Origin of the sequence: Odoribacter sp. AF15-53 (assembly GCF_003479425.1) — a bacterium.
Lineage (GTDB): Bacteria > Bacteroidota > Bacteroidia > Bacteroidales > Marinifilaceae > Butyricimonas.
Map to the genome: position 1 here is coordinate 37,680 of NZ_QUHC01000008.1, position 22,118 is coordinate 59,797.

The 22,118-nt window shown below is 46.8% G+C and carries 18 protein-coding genes; 7 read left to right on the forward strand and 11 right to left on the reverse strand.

Translation table 11 applies throughout. The annotated features are described in order from the left end of the window. The first annotated feature begins 425 nt into the window (after nucleotides 1–425). Both lpdA and DWW52_RS15315 read left to right on the forward strand, forming a co-directional pair. Nucleotides 426–1,817 (forward strand): dihydrolipoyl dehydrogenase, encoded by a 1,392-nt coding sequence (gene lpdA / locus DWW52_RS15310; protein WP_118716388.1) that lies wholly within the window; start codon nucleotides 426–428, stop codon nucleotides 1,815–1,817. An 89-nt stretch (nucleotides 1,818–1,906) separates the two neighbouring features. Further along, nucleotides 1,907–3,286: an aminopeptidase C gene (locus tag DWW52_RS15315; protein WP_118716514.1), complete on the forward strand. Its 1,380-nt coding sequence runs from the start codon at nucleotides 1,907–1,909 to the stop codon at nucleotides 3,284–3,286. A 40-nt stretch (nucleotides 3,287–3,326) separates the two neighbouring features. Here the strand turns inward: DWW52_RS15315 and ispF are convergent, their stop codons facing one another. Continuing rightward, a complete protein-coding gene (gene ispF, locus DWW52_RS15320; protein WP_118716389.1) occupies nucleotides 3,327–3,806 on the reverse strand; it encodes a 2-C-methyl-D-erythritol 2,4-cyclodiphosphate synthase in 480 nt (159 codons plus the stop codon). A 79-nt stretch (nucleotides 3,807–3,885) separates the two neighbouring features. Here ispF and murF point away from each other — a divergent pair, with 79 nt between their 5' ends. The 3 genes from murF to DWW52_RS15335 all read left to right on the forward strand — a co-directional run bounded on the left by murF (nucleotide 3,886) and on the right by DWW52_RS15335 (nucleotide 7,395). Continuing rightward, on the forward strand, nucleotides 3,886–5,178 hold the full coding sequence (gene murF / locus DWW52_RS15325) for a UDP-N-acetylmuramoyl-tripeptide--D-alanyl-D-alanine ligase (RefSeq protein WP_118716390.1): 1,293 nt from the start codon (nucleotides 3,886–3,888) through the stop codon (nucleotides 5,176–5,178). A 10-nt stretch (nucleotides 5,179–5,188) separates the two neighbouring features. Then, nucleotides 5,189–5,917, forward strand: a complete 729-nt coding sequence (locus DWW52_RS15330; protein ID WP_118716391.1) for a polyprenol monophosphomannose synthase — start codon at nucleotides 5,189–5,191, stop codon at nucleotides 5,915–5,917. Between the two features lie 146 nt (nucleotides 5,918–6,063). After that, nucleotides 6,064–7,395 carry a dihydroorotase gene (locus tag DWW52_RS15335; protein WP_118716392.1) on the forward strand — a complete coding sequence of 444 codons (1,332 nt, stop codon included), beginning with the start codon at nucleotides 6,064–6,066 and terminating at the stop codon, nucleotides 7,393–7,395. On the opposite strand, the gene DWW52_RS15340 is transcribed toward DWW52_RS15335, so the two are convergent. Then, a complete protein-coding gene (locus DWW52_RS15340; protein WP_118716393.1) occupies nucleotides 7,396–8,367 on the reverse strand; it encodes a hypothetical protein in 972 nt (323 codons plus the stop codon). Nucleotides 8,368–8,383: 16 nt separating this feature from the next. Next, a complete protein-coding gene (gene purD, locus DWW52_RS15345; RefSeq protein ID WP_118716394.1) occupies nucleotides 8,384–9,652 on the reverse strand; it encodes a phosphoribosylamine--glycine ligase in 1,269 nt (422 codons plus the stop codon). A gap of 229 nt (nucleotides 9,653–9,881) precedes the next feature. On the opposite strand from purD, the gene DWW52_RS15350 reads away from it, so the two are divergent. After that, nucleotides 9,882–10,457 carry a Fic family protein gene (locus DWW52_RS15350; RefSeq protein WP_118716395.1) on the forward strand — a complete coding sequence of 192 codons (576 nt, stop codon included), beginning with the start codon at nucleotides 9,882–9,884 and terminating at the stop codon, nucleotides 10,455–10,457. On the opposite strand, the gene DWW52_RS21045 is transcribed toward DWW52_RS15350, so the two are convergent. The 4 genes from DWW52_RS21045 to DWW52_RS15365 form a co-directional block, all read right to left on the reverse strand. Next, complete coding sequence (locus tag DWW52_RS21045) at nucleotides 10,438–10,611, reverse strand: hypothetical protein (RefSeq protein WP_158582630.1); 174 nt, start codon at nucleotides 10,609–10,611, stop codon at nucleotides 10,438–10,440. The two genes, DWW52_RS15350 and DWW52_RS21045, sit on opposite strands and share 20 nt — an antisense overlap. A 278-nt stretch (nucleotides 10,612–10,889) precedes the next feature. After that, on the reverse strand, nucleotides 10,890–11,549 hold the full coding sequence (locus DWW52_RS15355) for a DUF2461 domain-containing protein (protein ID WP_118716396.1): 660 nt from the start codon (nucleotides 11,547–11,549) through the stop codon (nucleotides 10,890–10,892). 157 nt (nucleotides 11,550–11,706) lie between these two features. Further along, nucleotides 11,707–12,270 (reverse strand): cob(I)yrinic acid a,c-diamide adenosyltransferase, encoded by a 564-nt coding sequence (locus tag DWW52_RS15360; RefSeq protein ID WP_199692010.1) that lies wholly within the window; start codon nucleotides 12,268–12,270, stop codon nucleotides 11,707–11,709. A gap of 83 nt (nucleotides 12,271–12,353) precedes the next feature. Next, nucleotides 12,354–12,974, reverse strand: coding sequence for a hypothetical protein (locus DWW52_RS15365; RefSeq protein WP_118716398.1), 621 nt, complete (start codon nucleotides 12,972–12,974; stop codon nucleotides 12,354–12,356). Nucleotides 12,975–13,097: 123 nt separating this feature from the next. Between DWW52_RS15365 and recG the strand changes: the two genes are divergently transcribed. Further along, entirely contained in the window at nucleotides 13,098–15,200 is a 2,103-nt protein-coding gene (gene recG / locus DWW52_RS15370; protein WP_118716399.1) for an ATP-dependent DNA helicase RecG, read from the forward strand. Nucleotides 15,201–15,514: 314 nt separating this feature from the next. Here recG and DWW52_RS15375 read toward each other — a convergent pair whose 3' ends face one another. The 4 genes from DWW52_RS15375 to DWW52_RS15390 form a co-directional block, all read right to left on the reverse strand. Further along, on the reverse strand, nucleotides 15,515–15,997 hold the full coding sequence (locus DWW52_RS15375; RefSeq protein WP_118716400.1) for a DUF3332 domain-containing protein: 483 nt from the start codon (nucleotides 15,995–15,997) through the stop codon (nucleotides 15,515–15,517). A 67-nt stretch (nucleotides 15,998–16,064) separates the two neighbouring features. Then, nucleotides 16,065–17,477 carry an aspartate ammonia-lyase gene (gene aspA, locus DWW52_RS15380; RefSeq protein WP_118716401.1) on the reverse strand — a complete coding sequence of 471 codons (1,413 nt, stop codon included), beginning with the start codon at nucleotides 17,475–17,477 and terminating at the stop codon, nucleotides 16,065–16,067. 615 nt (nucleotides 17,478–18,092) lie between these two features. Next, nucleotides 18,093–19,745: a hypothetical protein gene (locus DWW52_RS15385; RefSeq protein ID WP_148315384.1), complete on the reverse strand. Its 1,653-nt coding sequence runs from the start codon at nucleotides 19,743–19,745 to the stop codon at nucleotides 18,093–18,095. Between the two features lie 33 nt (nucleotides 19,746–19,778). Continuing rightward, nucleotides 19,779–22,103 carry a DUF4906 domain-containing protein gene (locus tag DWW52_RS15390; RefSeq protein ID WP_118716403.1) on the reverse strand — a complete coding sequence of 775 codons (2,325 nt, stop codon included), beginning with the start codon at nucleotides 22,101–22,103 and terminating at the stop codon, nucleotides 19,779–19,781. Between the last annotated feature and the right edge of the window lie 15 nt (nucleotides 22,104–22,118).

The following is a 22,118-nucleotide window of genomic DNA, read 5'->3' on the forward strand; positions in this document are numbered from 1 at the left end:
AGAATACTCCATATACCAAATATTTTCAACACTAATAAAAATTTAAGCGTGTAAAGATACTATTTCAACTTAGAAAAGCAAAATTTTAACATCAAGTCTTATCCTCCCGGTCAACTAAAAGCATGTAAAACAACTGTCAAGCACCTTTCCAGTACAACAGAGGGGAACAAGCCATTCCACGTATAACAACAAAGAAGAAGAACAAGGGGACAAAAGATCCGAAAGGGATTATTCCTTGAGATTTACACTTAAATTAATCCGAAATCAATATAAATACACGCCAATCAAAAAAATCAACAGTCAACACCATCATACCTGATCCGACACAAAATTCAAGGAATTATTTCTTATTCTAAACAAATCCCCTAATTTTGTGTCCCGATGATTCTATAGAAAAATTATTCACATTATAAAAAATATAAAAAATGAAATACGACTTAATCGTGATTGGTAGTGGCCCTGGCGGATACGTGGCCGCAATACGTGCTTCTCAACTAGGAATGAACGTGGCTGTGGTTGAACGTGCAGAACTGGGAGGTATCTGTTTGAACTGGGGATGTATACCCACGAAATCCTTACTCAAATCGGCACAAGTATTGGAGTATTCCAAACATGCCGCTGATTACGGGGTAAAAATCGAGAATGCCGAAGCGGATTTCAACGCCATCATAGCCCGCAGCCGGGGTGTTGCAGACAAGATGAGTAAAGGTATTCAATACCTGTTCAAAAAGAACAATATCACCGTGATCGAAGGACACGGTAAACTTACCGCCGAGAAAACCGTTGAGGTAACCAATGCGGCCGGGGAGAAAACCATCTTCGAGGCTCAACATATCCTGTTGGCAACGGGAGCCCGCTCTCGTCAACTTCCGAATATTCCCCAGGATGGGAAACGGATTATCGGTTATCGTCAGGCCCTGACGCTCGACCATAAACCGGAATCCATGATCGTGGTAGGTTCGGGAGCCATCGGTTCCGAATTAGCATTCTTCTACAATGCCATGGGGACCAAAGTACTATTGGTTGAATTCATGCCGAACATTCTCCCCCTGGAAGACGAAGAGGTTTCCAAGCAAGTGGGACGTTCCTTCAAGAAAGCAGGTATCGACGTGATGGTGAAATCTTCCGTGGAGAGCGTGGAAAGCGGCGAAGGTCTGCTGAAAGTAAACATTAAAAACAAGAAAGGCGAGATTGAAGTACACGAGGCGGAAATCGTGCTGTCAGCCGTGGGCATCTCCCCGAACGTGGAGAACATCGGACTAGAAGAATTGAATATCGAGATGGAAAAAGGCCGTGTGAAAGTGGACGACTACTACCGTACCAACGTGGAAGGAGTTTACGCGATCGGCGATATCGTGCATGGTCCGGCGTTGGCTCATGTGGCTTCGGCAGAGGCTATCTGCTGCGTGGAACACATCGCGGGGGTTCACACGGAACCGATCGATTACACGAACATCCCCGGTTGTACTTACACGACTCCCGAAGTGGCATCCGTCGGGTTGAACGAGGCAAAAGCCCTGGAAGCCGGGTATGAAATCAAAGTTGGAAAATTTCCGTTCTCAGCATCGGGTAAAGCAAGCGCCGCCGGGGCTAATGAAGGTTTTATCAAGTTAATTTTCAACGCTGCCGACAACACGCTACTCGGAGCACACATGGTGGGAATGAACGTGACCGAAATGATCGCCGAAATGGTATTGGCGCGCAAAATGAAAACGACCGGACACGACATCATCAAAACGGTACACCCGCACCCGACCATGAGCGAGGCTATCATGGAAGCTGCCGCCGCCGCTTATGACGAAGTTATACATCTGTAATGTCGCTTCGCGACGTTGCAGGTTGGCAGGTTACAAGTTACAGGTTACAGGTTAGAACAAAAAAAATAACTAATATTATCAATAACATGATGAAAATACAAGCTACGCTTATTTCTCTATTCTTGCTCGGGGGGTCGCTTTGCGCCCAAACGATCACGGATAAAGAATTACAAGACATCAAGGGAAGCTTCAAGAAGGACGCTTCCACGAAAGCCATCCAGAATGTGCTGACGAACGATAAAAATATCCGGGATAACGCCTTGAACCGGGATATTCAGGGAAAAATCGATCACTATTTCAAATACAAAGTAAAAGTACAAGGAATTACTGATCAGAAAAGCTCAGGCCGTTGCTGGATGTTCACCTCCATGAACGTGTTGCGTCCGGGAATTATCCAGAAATACAATCTCTCGGATTTCGATTTCTCCCACAACTACCTTTACTTCTGGGATATGTTCGAGAAATCCAACCTTTTCCTTGAAAACATGATCTCCACGGCCAACAAACCCATGGACGACCGGGACGTGACCTTCATGTTCCAAGCTCCTGTCGGGGATGGTGGCGTGTGGAACTTATACTATAATCTTGGAGAGAAATACGGGGTTGTACCGAAGTCCGTTATGCCCGAAACCGCTCACTCTAACAACACGAGCGCCATGGGAGCCTTGATCAACGAGCGTCTCCGCAAAGGAGGATACACCATCCGCGAAATGGCAGCCCAAGGTAAAAAGGTAAAAGAACTACGTGCAGAGAAGATGAACGTGTTGAAAGACGTTTACCGGATTCTGGCCCTTTGTCTCGGTGAACCTCCTACCACTTTCACTTGGAGATACAAGGACAGAAACGGGGAAATCAAGGAATTGGCTAATTACACCCCGCAACAATTCTACAAAGAAATCACTCCGGCAGACTTCAACCCGAAGAACTATATCATGATCATGAACGACCCGACACGGGAATATTACAAGTTATATGATATACAGAACTACCGGAACACGATCGAAGGCATCAACTGGGTATACCTGAACCTGCCGAACGAGGACATCAAAGAAGCCGCTATCGCTTCCATCAAGGGTAATGAAGCCATGTATACTTCCAGCGACGTGGGGAAATATTTCAACCGGGAAACGGGAATCCTTGACCCGGAAATGTATGACTACAATTCACTCCTGGGCGTAGACTTCTCCATGGACAAGAAAACCCGTATCCTAACCCGTCAGAGCGGTTCGGCTCACGCCATGGCACTGGTAGCCGTTGACGTTGACGAGAACGGCAAACCCACGAAATGGGAATTCGAGAACAGCTGGGGAGCACAAGCCGGACACAACGGTTACCTCACCTTCACCGACAAATGGTTTGACGAATATATCTTCCGGGTGGTTATCCACAAAAAATATCTGGGAGAAAAAGCACTGAAAGCACTAGATCAGAAACCGATCCAGCTGCCAATGTGGGATTATATGTTCTAAATTATAAAAGAAAAGGGAGATTTAAAATCTCCCTTTTCTTTTATAATTTAATAACCAACACCGTGACGTAAGCGGACACCCCCTCTTCCCGTCCCTCGAAACCGAGTTTTTCAGTAGTGGTAGCCTTTATGGTTAAATCCTCCAGATCTATCCCCATAATCTCAGCCAGACACTCCCGCATCTCCAACGTTCGCATCTTGATTTTCGGGCGTTGCAAGCAGATAACACAATCAACATTCCCGATAGCGAAACCTTTCCGCTCAATCATGTCGATCACCTTCTTCAACAAAATCTTGCTATCAATCCCCTTGTAAGCGGGATCGGTATCCGGGAAGTAAACACCGATGTCATCCAACCCGGCAGCACCCAGCAACGCATCACAAATAGCGTGAATCAACACATCCCCGTCCGAGTGAGCCACGCATCCTTTTTCATGCTCTAACTTGATCCCTCCTAACCAAAAATCCAGTCCCGGTTCCAGCCGATGGACGTCGATCCCTATACCTGTCTTTATTTTCATGGTCTTTATATTAATTACCCTGCAATATTAATGAAAAAAGTTTTATAAATTTGTCACTCTGATCGAATGTTACGAAAAGATGAAAGAACTAGAATCAATATATAAATCTTTCCAAGCAGGAAGCCGGATAATCACCGACTCCAGGGAAGTTAAAGAAGGGGATATTTTTATCGCTTTAAAAGGTGAAAATCATAATGGTAACACGTTTGCCGAAAAAGCGGTTGCCCGGGGAGCCAAACACGTCGTTATCGACGAGGCCGCCTACAACGTAGCTCCCCAATGCGTGCTTGTGCCCGACACGTTGCAATTCCTGCAACAACTGGCAAACCACCATCGCCACCAACTGCACATCCCGATTCTGGGCATCACCGGAACAAACGGTAAAACGACAACCAAAGAATTATGCCATGCCGTCCTTTCTCGAAAATACAACACGGTGGCCACGAAAGGCAATCTAAACAATCATATCGGGGTCCCTTTAACCCTGTTGAGCATGGACAAAACCACAGAATTCGGAATCGTGGAAATGGGAGCCAATCACCCCGGTGAGATCAAAGAATTATGCAAGATCGTGGAACCGGATTACGGTATCATCACGAACATCGGCTACGCACATCTGGAAGGATTCGGGAGTTACGAGAATATTATCAAAACGAAGAACGCCTTGTACGAGGCCGTGAAAGAAAAACAAGGAATGCTCTTCGTGAATGGCGAAGACGAATTATTATGCCGCCTCTCGGCCGATCAGAAAAGATATACTTACGGTGTCGAAGGACACGATGTAAACGGAGAAATCGTCCAGACAACTCCTTATCTCGTGTACACGTTGAAAACCCGCCACGGCCACCTGTACGTCCGTACAAAACTAATCGGGGGATACAACTTCGATAATGCCATGGCTGCCTCCGCGCTGGGAATCTATTTTGACATAGATCCCTTGCAGATACAGTCCGCCCTCGAAACCTACATGCCCTCTAACATGCGATCCCAGTTAGTGAAAACCGAACACAACACGATTATTCTGGATGCCTATAATGCCAACCCGAGCAGTATGCAGGTCGCCATCTCTAATTTTGCCGAAATGACAGCCGACAACAAGTTGCCGGTCATCGGGGAAATGCGGGAACTAGGAGCAATCTCGGAGGAAGCCCACCGGAAAATCGTGGACTTGATGGCCCAAAATCACTTTACCCAAGCATTCTTAGTGGGTCACAATTTTGAATCATTCGCAAATAACTATACCTTTACAACATACTTTCCCGACACGGAAGCATTAATAGAGTATCTTAAAACAAACAAGATCACGAATGCTTTCATCCTAGTAAAAGGTTCGCGGGGAAATAAGCTGGAAAGGATTACAGAATATTTATAAAACATACATTATGAACGACAGAGTTGTCATCATACCGACCTATAACGAAAAAGAGAATATTGAAAATATTCTTCGCTATGTTTTTAAACTGGAACCGACGTTTGATGTGCTCGTTATCGAGGACAACTCTCCCGACGGGACAGCGCAAATCGTGAAACGCCTGCAAACCGAATTCCCGCAACTCCACATGATCGAACGGAAAGGGAAACTAGGACTGGGAACCGCGTACATCACGGGATTCAAATGGTCACTGGAACACGGTTACAATTACATTTTCGAAATGGATGCAGACTTTTCCCATAATCCCGACGATCTTGTAAAACTTTATCACGCCTGCGAGAGCGGGGAAGGCGACATGGCGATAGGTTCCCGTTACGTGACAGGCGTCAACGTGGTCAACTGGCCGATGGGACGGGTACTCATGTCCTATTTCGCCTCCAAATACGTGCGATTCATCACGGGAATGCAAGTACACGACGCGACTGCCGGATTCGTTTGTTACACCCGGAAAGTCCTCGAAGCCATTGATCTCGACAACATCCGTTTCAAAGGATACGCATTCCAGATCGAGATGAAATTTACCGCCTGGACTTTAGGATTCAAGTTAAAAGAAGTACCCATCATTTTCACCGACCGTACCTTAGGTACCTCGAAAATGAGCGGGGGCATCTTCAACGAGGCCTTTTGGGGTGTCATCACGATGAAACTCCGCAGTCTGGGAAAAAAAAGGAGTTCATAAAATCTATAAAGTCCATAAAGTTTATAAAGTCTATAAAGTCTATGGACCCCTGCGGGGCGCTTGATTCACGGCAGCTTTATGCTGCCGAATCACAGAAGAACTGAATTCTTCAATCTAAAATCTAAAATTTAAAATCTAAAATTGCTATGTTTTTATACATCCACGGGGGAACAATCATAAATGAAGGAAAAAGTTTTAGAGGAAACATTTTAATCCACAATGATCGGATCGAAAGAATCTCGGAAAACGACAGGGAAGACATTCCGCAAGAAGCGAAAATCATCGACGCCACGGGTAAATACATCATTCCCGGAGTCATTGACGACCAGGTGCATTTCCGCGAACCCGGACTAACCCACAAAGGAGATATCCGGGAAGGAAGCCGGGCAGCCGCCGCCGGGGGGGTCACCTCTTTCATGGATATGCCCAACGTGAAACCTCCTACCGTCACGAATGAACTACTTCGGGAGAAACAACAAATCGCCCGGGAAAACGCGGCAGTAAACTACTCGTTCTACCTCGGGGCAACCACCGATAATATCGAAGAAATCAGAAAAGTTGATCCGCACACGACTTGCGGGATCAAAATCTTCATGGGCTCCTCCACGGGGAATATGCTGGTAGACAACCGGGAAAGTCTGGAAAAGATATTCGCAGAGTCGCCTATTCTTATCGCCACCCATTGCGAGGATAACGCCACGATCAACCGGAACCTGGAACTCTACAAACAACAATACGGGGAAGACATCCCGCCTTTCTGCCACCCACTGATCCGGAGCCGGGAATGTTGTTACCTCAGCTCTTCCATGGCGGCAGAACTTGCCCGGAAACACAACAGCCGTTTACACATTCTCCACCTGAGTACAAAAGAAGAATTGGACTTGCTGGATCAAGGTCCCCGGACACAAAAACACGTCACGGGAGAAGTATGCGTGCATCACCTCTGGTTCAACGATCAGGCTTACCACACGAAAGGTAATCTCGTGAAATGGAATCCCGCGATCAAGACCGAAGAAGACCGGAAAGCTTTGTTGCAAGCATTAAGCGAGAACCGTCTGGACATCATTGCCACGGATCACGCCCCCCACTTGCCGGAAGAAAAAGCCGGAGTTTACACGAAATCTGCCAGCGGTGGCCCCATGGTACAACACTCGCTAGTCGTGATGTTGGAACTCATGGAAAAAGGTGAAATCACGTTCGAGAATATCGTTGATAAAATGTGTCACGCCCCCGCCGACATCTTCCGGGTGGAAGAGAGAGGATATCTCCGGGAAGGCTACAAGGCAGACATCGCCATCATCGAAAAACACCCTTGGACTGTAGCAAAAGATAATTTGCTCTACAAATGCGGGTGGTCCCCGTTGGAAGGCCAGAAATTAACTTACAAAGTGGAAACAACCATCGTGAACGGGCAAATCGTCTACGACCAAGGCAAGATCAATGATACTGTTCGCGGAGAAATGTTGACGTTCTATTAACTACAACACCATCCACGCACAAGCAGCCAAAAACAACAGGAACAACACGTTCCCGATCCATTTCGTGCGATGTGAGATAAAATACTGCGTGAACAGGTAGGACAAGGGTACCGCTATCACCAACATCACCCCGTGACAATTAAACGGGATAAAGAACAGCGCACTCCCTAAAAAAAGTAACATCGACAACATGGATAACATCCCCCGGCGTTGCGCGACAATCGCCGTGGGGTAATTCACGACTACATTATGCAAAGAAACAACAACCAGTATCCCGAACACGACAAATGCAGCTAACTTTTCAGGCATAATCATCCAAAATCCTTGCCCCACAACTAACGCGTCTACAAAAATATCGGGAAGTTCCACAAGCTGATCGGTCAAAAAATAATAGCCACATGTAAAAAACAGGGTTGTAAAAATCCCGATAAACAAAGCCACCAGATCTTTAAATGCAGCTCTTCCGGAGAAAGGCAGCACCACGATAGCCCAAACAAGCAACATCACCAGTTTCGGGCAGAAAAGCACTGCCAATGTCGAAAACAACCCGAAACCAAACACGGGTGCATTGGACTGCGTGTTCACGATAGCAGCTTGCAAACGAGCCACAGCCAGTGCCGCACACAACGCTGCCATGAGATAATTATTCATCCCGTAACGACAGATGATCCCCACGCCCAACAAGCCATAAATCACCGCCGGCAACACCGTAATATGCGACAAAAACTTGTATCTATCCGCGACGAAAAAAACAATGAAAGACAAACACAACAATGCCAGAACACCGACTTCTTTCAGCCACGGATTCTCCTGCATGCTAAAAAAAGGAATAGATATAACGCCGGAATCCGCACAGACGACAAAATCATCCGGCCCGAAAGTAAAGCGCAAGAACGCGATTACTGCCAATACAAATGGCAGCAAATACAGCATATAAACATTCTTCGTCCTCAGGACGGCGTTAAATCTCATTTTCCGCTATTTATTCTTACAAATCAAAACCTATATCTCTTCTGAAATTCACCCCGTCAAAATGAATTTTAGCCACGTTCTCGTAAGACCGGTTCAAAGCTTCCTGCATGGTCTTCCCGAACGAACTCACGGCAAGTACCCGTCCCCCGTTCGTCAAAACCTTACCGTCCGCCAGTTTGGTTCCCGCGTGGAAAACAATACTTCCGTCCACCTCCGACAACCCCGTGATCTCTTTCCCTTTCTCGTAATCACCGGGATATCCCTGAGAAACAAGCATCACGGTCGTGCAGAAACGATCGTCCAGATGAAAAGCAGCATGCTCCAACTCTCCTTTCGCCATGGCCTCGAAAAGAGACAGGATATCCGTCTTCAATCTTGGCAGAACGACCTCGGTCTCCGGGTCGCCCATGCGCACGTTATACTCGATCACGTAAGGATCACCCCCCACGTTCATCAATCCGAAGAACACGAAACCTTTATAATCAATCCCGTCTTTTCGCAATCCCTCAATCGTGGGACGCACCACTCGCTCTTCCACCTTACGATTAAACTCGTCATTGGCAAACGGGACCGGAGAAACCGCCCCCATTCCGCCTGTGTTCAATCCCGTATCCCCTTCTCCGATACGCTTGTAATCCTTGGCAGAACCTAATATTTTGTAACTTTTCCCATCAGTCAAGGCAAACACGGAAAGCTCGATTCCCTTCAGGAACTCTTCAATCACCACCTGATTCCCGGCCTTTCCGAACTTTCCTCCCAACATCAAATTCAACTCCTTTTTCGCCTCTTCCAAGTCTTCCAGTATAAGCACCCCTTTCCCGGCAGCCAATCCGTCCGCTTTCAACACGTAAGGAGGTTTCAAGGTTTTCAGGAAAGCAACACCCTCTTCCAGATTATCTTTTGTCACCGTCAGGTAAGCCGCCGTCGGGATATCATGACGAGACATAAACTCTTTAGCAAAATCCTTGCTTCCTTCCAGAATAGCACCAGCCTTTCCGGGACCGACGATCATCAATCGGGCAAAACGGGCATCCGCTTCGAAATAATCCCGAATACCCTCAACCAGCGGGTCCTCGGGTCCGACAACCAGCATTTCGATTCCGTTATCCTCCACGAAAGCAGCCAACGCTTCGAAATCCGTTACTTTAATATTCACGTTCTCTGCAATTCCGGCTGTTCCGGCATTCCCCGGAGCCACGTAAAGTTTCGTTAATCTCTCACTCTGATTTATTTTCCACGCCAACGCATGCTCGCGTCCACCGCTACCCAATAATAATACTTTCATCCTTTTTATAGTTACAAGTTACAAGTTTACAAGTTACAAGTTGAATGCTTACATCTCCGGTTGCAAGAAAGTTACAAATCCAATAACCTGTAACTTGCAACCTGCCAACCTGTAACTCGGCTTTGCCGAACGACAAAGATAAGGGTTAATCATAAATCATAAATCATAAATCACAAATAAATTTGGTGTTATTGAGGGATTTCTATAACTTTGTTACAAATCAAAAGCCATGAACAGATACTCGACCAATGGCGAAGAGGGAGAACTTCTCCCCAACTTACTCGGACTCACGAACGAAGAGGCTATACACAATGCAGAGTTCGAAGGTTTTTTAATGGCTGAAATTCTGTTCACGGAAAACTTGACCGCCAAGACTAAATTCACGGTAAAATACATTTGCGACATCCACCGTACAGCCCTGAAAGAACTCTACTCTTTCGCCGGACACTTTCGTTCGGTAAATATTTCCAAGGGTGGTTTCGTCTTCCCCGCCGGAAGGTTCATTCCGGACAACATGCGTATATTCGAGGATGAAATCCTCTCTCAATTACCGGATTACTACCCGAATCAGCAAGCCTTGATAAAAGATATCGCGAAAGTACACGGGGAATTGCTTTTCATTCACCCGTTCCGGGAAGGCAATGGTCGCACCTCCCGCATCTTGGCCAATCTAATGGCCCGTAAACAAGGATATCCCGGGTTGAATTTCAGAAGAATAAACTTTGATGAATATATTATCGCCGTTCAGCAAGTAGCGCGAAAAGACTACTCCAAAATGGAGAAGATTATCGCTTACACGTTTTAAGCTTCAAATCTACCCGTTCTAAAATAGTATAAGCAGTCTCTTGGGAAATCTTTATTCCTTCCAACTGAAATGAAGAAATCATTCCTTGCAAAATCTCTTCCCGAACCGTGGCATTTTTTACGAGCGGCGGCATCTTTTCTTTTATTTTTTCCATAATACAAATATACGAATTTTGCTCTTATTATCAAAGAAAAAGAGGGCAAAAAACATAACGTTCCTGCTGAAAACAAGAAGGAAATAGGCTGAAGAGAGGAACAAGACAGGCTACAACTCCAGTACCGCTCCCGAACACCTCCGGAGTACCACCGGACGGTACGGTCGCGGAACGATTGTTGTCAGGATCATGTACCCCCCGAGAAGTTTCACCTCTTCTCGTTCGCCTCCCTCTCAGAGGGAAAAATCTTGCGAAACCTGTAACTCGCCGCAGGCGCCCTATCTCCATGTCTCCTCCACCGTGTAATTCAAGAAACGATGAAACGGCTGCATCACCAAAAGGCGTTTCACGATTCGTTCAATAGCATCCTCCCCCTCGAAAAAAGAATCCGGAACTTTATTCTCGATCGTGTAAGATTTGTATTTCAACAACTCTCCCTCCGGGAAATCCTTCGGGAAAGGCGCCGGTACGGTTTTCAATTTCTCCCCGTCCAAAACGTAATATTTCTGGAACTCCTTATCCCGGATGATTCCCGTGAACTCGTCGATATTATCATACACATCCTTCCGCAAAGCCTTTAACAACGAAGGCTCCGGGCACCAGATACCTCCCGCCAACAAAGAATTTCCCGGCTCTACATGCACGTAATACCCCGAACGAGGACTCTTTTTTCCTCCTTTCACCATGTAAGCCCCGATATGAGTCTTGTAAGGCTCTTTATTGGGAGAAAAACGGACATCCCGGTAAATCCTGAAAATACAATCCTTCGCCGTCAACCCGTCAACTTCCGGGTCGACCTTGGCCAATGCCGGTATTAAACGATTAATAAAAGCCTCATGCTCCGCTTTCACGGCCAAATACCACTCTTTATTCGCGTTAAACCACTCCCGGTTATTATTCTGCCTCAATTCTTCCAAAAAACGATATACTTCTCGCATTTCAATTTTAGATTTTCAATCCTATTGATTCTGTGATTTCTTGATTTCGGATTAAGTGATTCCATCCGCACAAGGCTAACGTTTTTAATAATCACTGAATCATTCAATCGGCAATCACAGAATCTTAGAATCTTTTTTCATTTTCAATTCTCCATTTTCAATTACTCCTCGGAATCCACTTCGCTTCTTCCAACCCGCAATCCTTCGCCAGCTTCCGCCCCAGAACAAACAGATAATCGGAAAGTCGGTTAACATACCGCACGATAATATCCTCCACCTCGATCTCCTCGCTCATGTCGATAATCCGGCGTTCCACCCGACGACAAACCGTACGGGCTATATGACAAGCCGAAACTTCCGGCCGTCCGCCCGGCAAAACGAAATATTGTAACGGTGGCAATTCCTCGTCCATCTTATCAATCGCCTGTTCCAAGAACAATACATCCTCTTCCGTACAAGGCAATTTCTTTTGCATATTGCTCACGGTCGTATCCGTCGCCAGATTTGCCCCCACCACGAACAACACGTTCTGAATCTCGATCAACTGCTTCTCGCTATTCTCGTCTATCGGGTACGAACGAATCATCCCCAAATGGCTATTCAACTCATCCACACTCCCGTAGGCCTCCAGCCTCACGTTATTCTTCGCCACCCGGGTTCCCCCGATCAACGACGTTGTTCCCTTATCTCCCGTCTTCGTGTATACTTTCATATTCTTAATTTAAAATTTTTAATCCTGGATTCCAGACGCCCAAGGCTAACGCTTTTATCCTAACTTTTAGCTTTTAGTTTTTAACTTTTAGCTTATATAATCATATTATACCTTCCCCTCTGCAACCGCGCGTCAAAAAAGACGATCCCATACCACATCATATCAATCGACACCGTCCCGTGTTGCCTCAATTGCCGCCATACCAAGGAATTAAAACGTCCCTTGTAAATATCTTTAATCACGATACACAGGGGTCCTTCCCTGCGTTCCCGTAGAACTTCTTCCCATGCCTCCTCCCAATCCGCCTCGAAAGCCTTTCCTAAAAAGATCAAGTCGATCTTTCGCCCCTTCAAATCTTCCGGTTTCACCTCCTCGTCATATTCCGCTCCCGGACATTGACCTCCCCCGTTCATAAGATGCATCTGTTTCGACACGGACGAAAGATAGCGAGAAACCCACGGTCCTTGCACCCCGACACACAACACATCTCTATAAGAAAAATACTCTGCAAGCCGGAAAAGCAAACGATACAATTTCTTCTCTTTCTCCCGCATCTCGCCCATCGCCTCTATTCGCCCGAAGTCATAATAAACCGCTTTCTCTTTTATTACATTCGTGATCAGATCAAAAACGAAAGGGGAATGTACCCCGTATCCTCTTTTGTGTCGAAAACGAATGGCATGTTTAAGTCGTTGTTTCAAATAATTATACATCTTCCGGTAAACTATCTGTCAAAATTATTTATTCTACGAAATTAAAATTTATTCCCGATATGCTCAACTAAAGTCACCGATTTTTTTTACTTTCGTTCGAGAAATCAATAATCGAAAATTTGTATTTTGGAACTGGCAGGACTGAACATAAAATTCATACCGGGTGTTGGAGAGAAACGGGCCTCGTTGCTGGAGCAGGAAATGGGCATCCAAAGCTACGAGGACATGCTCTACTACATCCCGTATAAATACATCGACCGAACCCGTATCTACACGATCGGGGAACTTACTTCCGAACTGCCCTACATCCAGATAAAAGCCAAGATCACCAACCTCACCACCGTGGGGGGCGGCAAGCAAACGCGCATGGTCGCCACGGCTTACGACGGAACCGGGGAACTGGAACTCGTCTGGTTCACGGGCTACAAATACCTAACCAGCCAGATCAGCCCCAACACCGAATACCTGATCTTCGGCAAACCCTCGATCTTCAATCACAAGATGAACATCGTTCACCCGGAGATCGACCCGTACGAGGCAAACGCCAAACAACTGGTAGGTTTTCAGGCAGTCTACCCGACCACCGAGAAGATGAAAAAAAGCTACCTGACTTCCCGGATAATCAGCAAGATACAAGCGAATATTTTCAAAGCGATCAACGGACGGATTCAAGAAACCCTTCCCGCCTGGTTTATCAAGAAACACAACTTGACATACCTGCACGAAGCCCTCTATAACATTCACTTCCCGGAGAACCCGGATATGCTTCGTAACGCACAATACCGGCTCAAATTTGAAGAATTATTCTATATCCAGCTCAATATCCTGAAGCTCAAATTCAACCGGAAAGCTGCCTTTCAAGGACATCCTTTCACCACCGTGGGAAATTACTTCAACGATTTCTACCACAATTACCTCCCTTTTCCCTTGACGGATGCCCAAAAAAGGGTGATTAAAGAGATTCGTTCCGACTGCGGTTCCGGAAAACAAATGAACCGGTTATTACAAGGGGATGTCGGGAGTGGCAAAACCCTCGTTGCCGTCATGTGCATGCTCATAGCGCTGGATAACGGTTTCCAAGCTGCCATCATGGCCCCGACCGAGATCCTCGCGACACAACATTACGAGACTATATCCGATTTGCTCAAAAATACCCCGATCAGCGTGGGATTACTAACAGGTTCCACCAAAAAGAAGGAACGGGAAGTCCTTCATGAAGCCCTCGCCGACGGTCGCCTGCAAATCCTGATCGGCACCCACGCCCTGCTGGAAGACGTGGTGAATTTCAAAAATGTGGGGCTTGTCGTTATTGACGAACAACATCGCTTCGGCGTGGCACAACGGGCCAAATTATGGCAAAAGAACACGATTCCCCCACACATGCTGGTCATGACGGCCACCCCCATCCCCCGCACGTTAGCCATGACACTATACGGGGACCTGGACGTGTCGGTCATCGACCAACTTCCTCCCGGACGCAAGCCGATCACCACGCACCACGCCTTCGAGGCTCGACGCCTGCAAGTCTACAAGTTCATCCACAAGGAACTGGAACTCGGACGACAGGCTTACATCGTCTACCCGATGATATCCGAATCAGAGAAAATGGACTATCGCAACCTCGAAGAAGGCTATGAACACGTGATGAGTTATTTCGCTCCCCTCGGCTACACGGCCGATATCGTGCATGGCAAGCTTAAGCCCGCGGAAAAGGAAGAACACATGAGGCGTTTCGTGTCGGGAGAAACCCGTATACTCGTGGCAACCACGGTCATCGAGGTCGGTGTGAACGTCCCCAACGCCTCGATCATGGTGATCGAGAGCGCCGAGCGTTTCGGGCTATCACAACTCCACCAGTTACGCGGACGCGTGGGCCGAGGAGCCGAGCAATCCTACTGCATCCTCATGACCTCTTACAAACTATCCAACGAATCCCGAAAGAGGATCGAAACCATGACCTCCACAAATGACGGTTTTGAAATTGCCGAGGTCGATCTCAAATTACGCGGACCGGGAGATATCGAGGGCACGCAGCAAAGCGGTCTTACCTGCAACCTGAGAGTAGCCAACCTCGGAAAAGACGGTCGTATCCTCAACGAAGCCGCCCAAGCCGCCACCCTTATCTTGGAAGACGATCCTCTCCTGCAAAAAGAAGAGAATCAAACCTTCGCCTCCCAGGTTAAACGCCTGTTCAAGACAAAAATCAACTGGAGATACATCAGTTAATGCAAAATTTAGAATGTAGAATTTAGAAAGAACAAACGAGGGATTAATATTTCCAATGTTTGCTCTTTCATTCACATTGACGAACTATTACCCTGCAATTTCACCGGGGTCTCATCAGTTTTTTGACTATACCTCAACAGTATATCAAGAATAAATTAACGCTTCCGATCAATCAACTTTCAATCAAGTTTCAATTAACTTTCAATCAACTTACGTCCGGAACTCCGGCACAAGTAGAGCGGGATACCCCGACAAACATAAAAAAAGGACGTCCGAAAACGTCCTTTTTTTTATCTCGATATAATCCGAAAAAACTAGTTTACAGCCACAACAGCCTTCATCATTTTTTTCGTGTTTTTCATCAACTTCGCCTTGTTCTGGCCATCCATCAAATACCATGATTCTTCTTCCGGGAAATATTGGAATTCAGCAACAGCATCAGACTCTTCGCTGGCAACAACCATCTTATTCAATGATTTTGTCACGTGATAAGAATGTCCGGCGTACATTACCTGTCCTTCCTCAACGTCACCGGCTTTCATGGCAACAGGATTTGAACCGCCCCAGAATTCAATGGAGTTAAAGATTAACGCATCACCCAAGCAGCACAATTCGTATGCCGGAAGGATACACAAACCTAAAAATACCAACTCGTTCACGAATTTCGCATTAGATACCTGCCCGTTCCAGTTGTGCAACTTGGAAGTCAAAGCGAAGGAACCATAACACCCCGTGAAGGCTACGGATGATATTGCAATCATCGCAACCGCGATCATTTGATTAAAACTTTTTTTCATAACCTATATTAATTAAATTTAGTTTTACTAAGATATAGATTTTAGTACGAAACTAAATAACCTTTGGTTATTTTTTCTTATAGAATTTTTTCGGAGCAATCATTAATTCGGGGCGAAGCACGTTATCTAGCTCTTCTTTCGTCAATAATTTCTCTTCCAGAACCAAATCATAAACACTTCTGTTTTCAGTCAAAGCTCTCTTGGCAATACGAGATGAATTTTCGTATCCCAAGGTCGGGTTCAAAGCAGTAACGATACCGATACTGTTCATCACCATATCCTTACAACGTTGAGCGTTAGCCGTGATTCCGTCAACGCACAACACGCGCAAACGATCCATCACCTTAGTCAACATCTGCATGGAGTTGAAGATAGCGTAAACGATCACCGGCTCCATCACGTTCAATTCCAACTGACCGGCCTCGGCAGCCATCATCACGGTCGTGTCGTTACCGATCACACGGAAGCAAACTTGGTTAACCACTTCAGGAATAACCGGATTCACTTTACCCGGCATGATTGAAGATCCCGGTTGCATCGGGGGCAAGTTGATCTCGTTCAAACCGCATCTCGGACCGCTAGACAACAAACGCAAGTCGTTACATATCTTAGACAATTGAACGCAGAAACGTTTCAATTCTGAAGAGTAAGACACGCAAGCTCCGGTATCGGGAGTAGCGGCAATCAGGTTCGGTGCTAACACGAACTCCTCGCCACTGATAATACGCAATTCACGAGCACAGATTTCAGCGTATTCCGGTTCCGAGTTAATACCCGTACCGATAGCCGTGGCACCCATGTTCTCTACCAAGAACAATTTGGCAGCCGCGTTCAAACGCTCGATATTTTCCTCCAAGGTATAAGCATAAGCCTCGAACTCCTGACCTAAAGTCATCGGCACGGCATCCTGCAACTGGGTACGTCCCATTTTCAGCACGTTTTCGAACTCTTTTGCTTTTCTTCTGAAAGAATCAACCAACAGTTTAATTTCAGCAACCACTTCCTTATTGGTCAAAATGATAGCCAAGTGGAAAGAAGTCGGGTAAGCGTCATTCGTTGATTGAGATAGATTCACATGATTATTCGGGTGACAATATTGATATTCACCTTTCTGGTGTCCCAGCAATTCCAAGGCACGGTTAGCAACCACCTCGTTAATATTCATATTCGTGGAAGTTCCGGCACCACCTTGAACCATGTCTACCGGGAATTGATCGGCCAGTTTACCGTCAATAATCTCCTCACAAGCGGCAGTAATGGCGTTCGTAATATCGGCGGGAATCAAACCCAATTCAAAATTAGCTTTCGCGGCAGCCCATTTTACCATAGCCAAAGCTTTCACGTAGTTAGGGAACATCCCGATCGTGTAGTGACTGATTCCTGCAAAGTTTTCGATAGCTCTCAAAGTTTGAACGCCATAATACGCATCCATTGGCACTTCTTTGTTGCCGAGTAAATCATGTTCTATTCTTGTTTTCATAACTCTTATAATTAATTATTTCCAAATACGTTTGAATTTCTTTCAAGTTTCACTTCTTCGTTAAAAACGATAACTAAATGTCTCTCGCTCATAATAAACGACCTGAAGAAAATTAATCCGGCAAAGGTATAAAAGTTAATAGTACAAAGCTAATTTTAGACAAAAAATTAAGGCCTTGCACGGAAAGAATTATACGTCTGTATATCAACCATATATATTAATTATTAACAAAATAAAGCTTGACAAAAGGCTTTTTCACAAACGTTTCCGATCAGAGATATCCCCCGAAATTTCCTTACCCCCCTCTAACTCCCCCGTCAGTTTCCTCTATAAACAGAGGAGGAACTGGTGATTCTTCCCAAAGACAGAGAGCAACTCATCTATCCCGCTGTTTATCGAGGGTTTTGAAAAGTCCTTTTTGAGAGGAACAACTACCCCCTCCGGCTCCCCCTTACACAGGGGGGGGAGGACTGATTACCAAGCGGTTTCCCTGCCTGAGCAAGGAGGGACTAGGGGTGATAGTTCAAGATAACAGGACTTTTTCATCTCTCCCTCTGTTTATAGAGGGAGTTCGGCAAAGCCGAGAGGGAGTTAGAAAGATAAAAGTTAAAAACACTAAGGTTGATTATCCGCTATGTTTATAACAATCCTTGCCAATGAAGAACGGTAATTCTCATCATTATAAGGAGCGTATTTCCCCTTGATGTCATACATGATTGATGCCTCGCCCGTGAACCCCTTGATCGGGAAAAACATCACTTCTTCCAATCCCGGATCATATACCCACGTACCCTGCCCCGTTACTTCGTGCCTGAACACCGAGGCTCCAAGACAATTCTTTTCGCTCGTCCAGAATCGAAGGCTCTCCGGGTCCAGGTTATCCTTGTCGGCGGAGGGTTTACCGCTACCATCCTGGTATGCCTTGTCGTTTTCCAAGGGTCGCACGGTAACGGGGCCCCGTCGGTGATCGTAAATATCATCTTCAGAACGAGCCCCGTACAAAGGAGTAATTCGCAAATTTTTGATGACATTCGTATGCGCCGTGAGCTGTCCCGTCGATGCCATAAACCCGACGAGCAATTTTTGCGGGGTATTAAGCGAAAGATCTGTTACCGGAGGATTCTGGTACCATATCGGGGTAGGGGGATCACCCGAAGCCACCCGGATCGGGATACCGTTCTCCGTGTAGGACAACGAAGAAGGATAAACATATTCCTCTATCACAACCGTTTTCTCTTTCCCGTGTTGTATTGTCACGGTTATAATAAAACCGCCCTCCACAAGGTTAGGTTCCAAGGCAATAATAGCCTTTCGGTACGCGGGATCATCAGCATTGGAAAAGACTTTCCCTCCCGATATATTGAACGGTTTATCAATCCTCGGACTAACATACTGTTCAAACTTACCGCTCGTGGTGTTCAACATAAACCCAGCTTCATTTCTCAACCCGTTCGTGTTCTCGTCCTCAAGTCCCTTGTCAATATCCCATCCCGTGTGCCGGGTTATCAACACCGGGAATCCCCAACTGCCTTCCGGAATCGTATGGGTCTTTTTATCTATTGTTATTACTTTTGTTCCTCGCCCGGCCGCACCCCGGATCGTAACATTACTCCGGGTGCTGTATTTTTCAAGCTGCACGTTATCTATTTTTGTCGGATTTTTATCATAGGGAATTCCATTTCTCATCTCGTAATCTTCGAAACGCCAGCTTTTGAAATGCCCCTGATCCAGCGCCACCGCGAGATACCCGCCTTTCATCCCGACAATAGGGGTTACCCCGGTACTCGTGCTCGAATGAACCGAAGACCTGTGCGTGTAACCGAATCCCGCACCCTCGGCCCCGTATTTCAGGTTAGTCCCGATGTAATTATTCGAGGTGGCATCCACCAGAAACATACAGATCCCGTCCGTCAATCCCGTCGCCGAGGAGCTGGTGTACATCATGATATATTCGAACTCGATCAGAAGACCGTCCCGTGTCGTAAACGTGTAATCCGGCAGGTAAAAAGCCCCCACCTCTTCTTTCCCGGTCGTGAGTTGTAAGCCCAACCCGTCAACCAATTTAGCCTGATTCTTTCTTTTACTGGTTCCGTTACTTGTCGTTCCCGAAGCATAGGGATTATTGGGTTCGTGAAAGTCCACGTTACTCAGATTCTTGTCCAGAAAGGACCTGAAGAAAGGGAATGGCCCCTTTTCCTGGGCCACAACCTCGGTACACGTTACCGCCAGCAAGAACACCGGCAAGAAAAAAAATAGTTTCTTCATCATACATTTTCGAGTTTCCATGTTTTCTAAATAGGGTCAATAATCCTTTATACAACGTATCGGGAATGCATACGAACGGTCGGCATCGTAAAACACTACTCCATCCTTTTGAATAAAGAGATAGTTAACCGTGTATTCACTATTCACCGTGTAAGGTGTCGCAGACCAGTAATACCCGTAAGCCCCGACATGTACCACGTTCCCATCCCCGTTCGGATAACGATGTCCCGCGGCAGGCAGGAATACCGTCCCGGCAGGAGGAGTTTTCCTATTCTCCGGCGACGGGATCGAGGCGGTTACATTCGCCCCCACAAACCACCCGCTCTCCGGGTCGAACATTCCACCCGCGTGATTCTCCGGGTTCGTGTTAAGATCAGACATCTTGTTGCCGAAATCCCCCATTTTCACCGTTTTCACGGCTGTCTCTTCATACAACAACTGCAATTCGGCATACGTGGGCAAACGCCATTTGCCTTCCACCCAACCTTTTCCACCCTTCCCGCTCGACACGTAACGGCAGATATCACCGATACCCGCTCCCGCGTTGAAACCCGTGTTATCGGAATATTCCTTGAAAACATCCGCGTCATCTCCCGACGGGGAAGGTGTCGTGAAACTAAAATTCGGGTGAGCGTACGGGATTCGATCCCACCCCGCAAGACCTATCCCCCAAGAGGACGGGTCCAACCCGGCGGGACTATACACGACACACGATTCCGGATCATAAGGATTCCCGGCAGGAGCCAGCGCAACGAGTGACCCCCATTTGAAGAATACCCCCTGCGACCAGGCCGGAATAGTCCGATTATCCTCTGCAGTAACGGCAAAAATTAGATTCCCGCCATGCCGGACGATATTACTACGCGCAAACATTTCGGCAATCGGAACCCTTCGAACGGTTAGTGTATCCCGAAGTCGTCCGGCTGTAAACACAATCTGCCCCGTCACGTAATCTTTCCCGCTACCCGGGGAGGGAATTGTTGTCACGACAAGATCTACCCCCGTCTGGTTTATATCAGTTCCGCTGCTCGCCGTCTGATCCCCGGTAAGCCGGAGCCAGCTACTTTCGTTCGGTTTAAGCACCTCCGCTTTCCACTCGCCATGATAGTCGGAGCTTACCCGGTGCTTCAATTGTCTGCCCACACCATACGGCATATCCAGCACCCGACTCTCCACACCCATGAAAAATTGCCCGTCATAGACGATATTATTTATCCCATTCATATCCACCACAAGAATCGTGGTCTTCAAGTTCGACAACACGGTCGACGAATTAAGAGCCTGTTCAAATGTGTCGTACCCACCTCCCTCGGCCGCGATAATATTCACGCAATACTTATGATTCCGGTACAAGGGCATGTATTCCGTGGTGGCGGAAGCAGACGTTTTCACCGTGAAATCAACACGATAATAACACTCCGCCCCCCGATACATTCCCTTGATAATTAAACACGTCCCGTTTTTAGCATCATTTTTCGTGGTTTTAGCGGCCTCGTAAGCATATATTTTCCCGTCGAGCAACAGAACCTCGACATGATCATCCTGCTTGTATTCATACCCCATCGCCGCATCCAACGTACCCTCTTGTTTACCTGCCGGATTCGGGATCATCGGGTTGTCGTTGCCCGAATAAGGGTCCCGGATCATGCTGCCGTCAGACGTGTTCCACGGCGGAGCGATATATCCCGAAGTGTTGTAACTCACCAGATAAATCATTTCGAGCTTGAATATATCCCCTTTCACTTCATTCTTCACGTCAACACGTGCCAGCATACGGGTTAACGGCACATTCACCGTCGCATCCGCGGCAATTCCCTCTACCGAAGTCTCCCCGTACATGGGTATCGGGGTATACCCCGGAATCGACACGTTCCAATGGTAAGCACCGTTCTCGTCCGCTTCCGTCCTGAATTTCAACGCTTCCAGCACGACTTGCTTTTCAGTTCCGGTAGCCTGTTTCGACAAAACCAGATCGACCTCGTCCGACGCGTTGGCAATGGCCACGACAGTACCGACATTCTCGTCCTTCGTGAATTTCAAACGATACTTCACTTTGTAATCCGTACCCGACACGTCCTGAGTAAAATCGCTCACTTTAAGCCCCCGAATCAATTTAGCCGCAGGCGTCGATTGGTCGAAAAGCAGGAGGTCAATACTCCTCACGGCAGCTTCTCCCTTCTCTCCCGCAATCGAGCGGGTCACCGGAATCTCGAAGCCCGGAATGATCATCTCTAAGGTTATCGACTCTCCCTGTACATCAAACCCATCCAATTTATCAGACACGCACCCGATAACACCTGACATGAACACGACAACAGCCGTGTAAAACAGTTTCGATAATATCCTGGATCGTTTCATCATATACCACTCATTTAT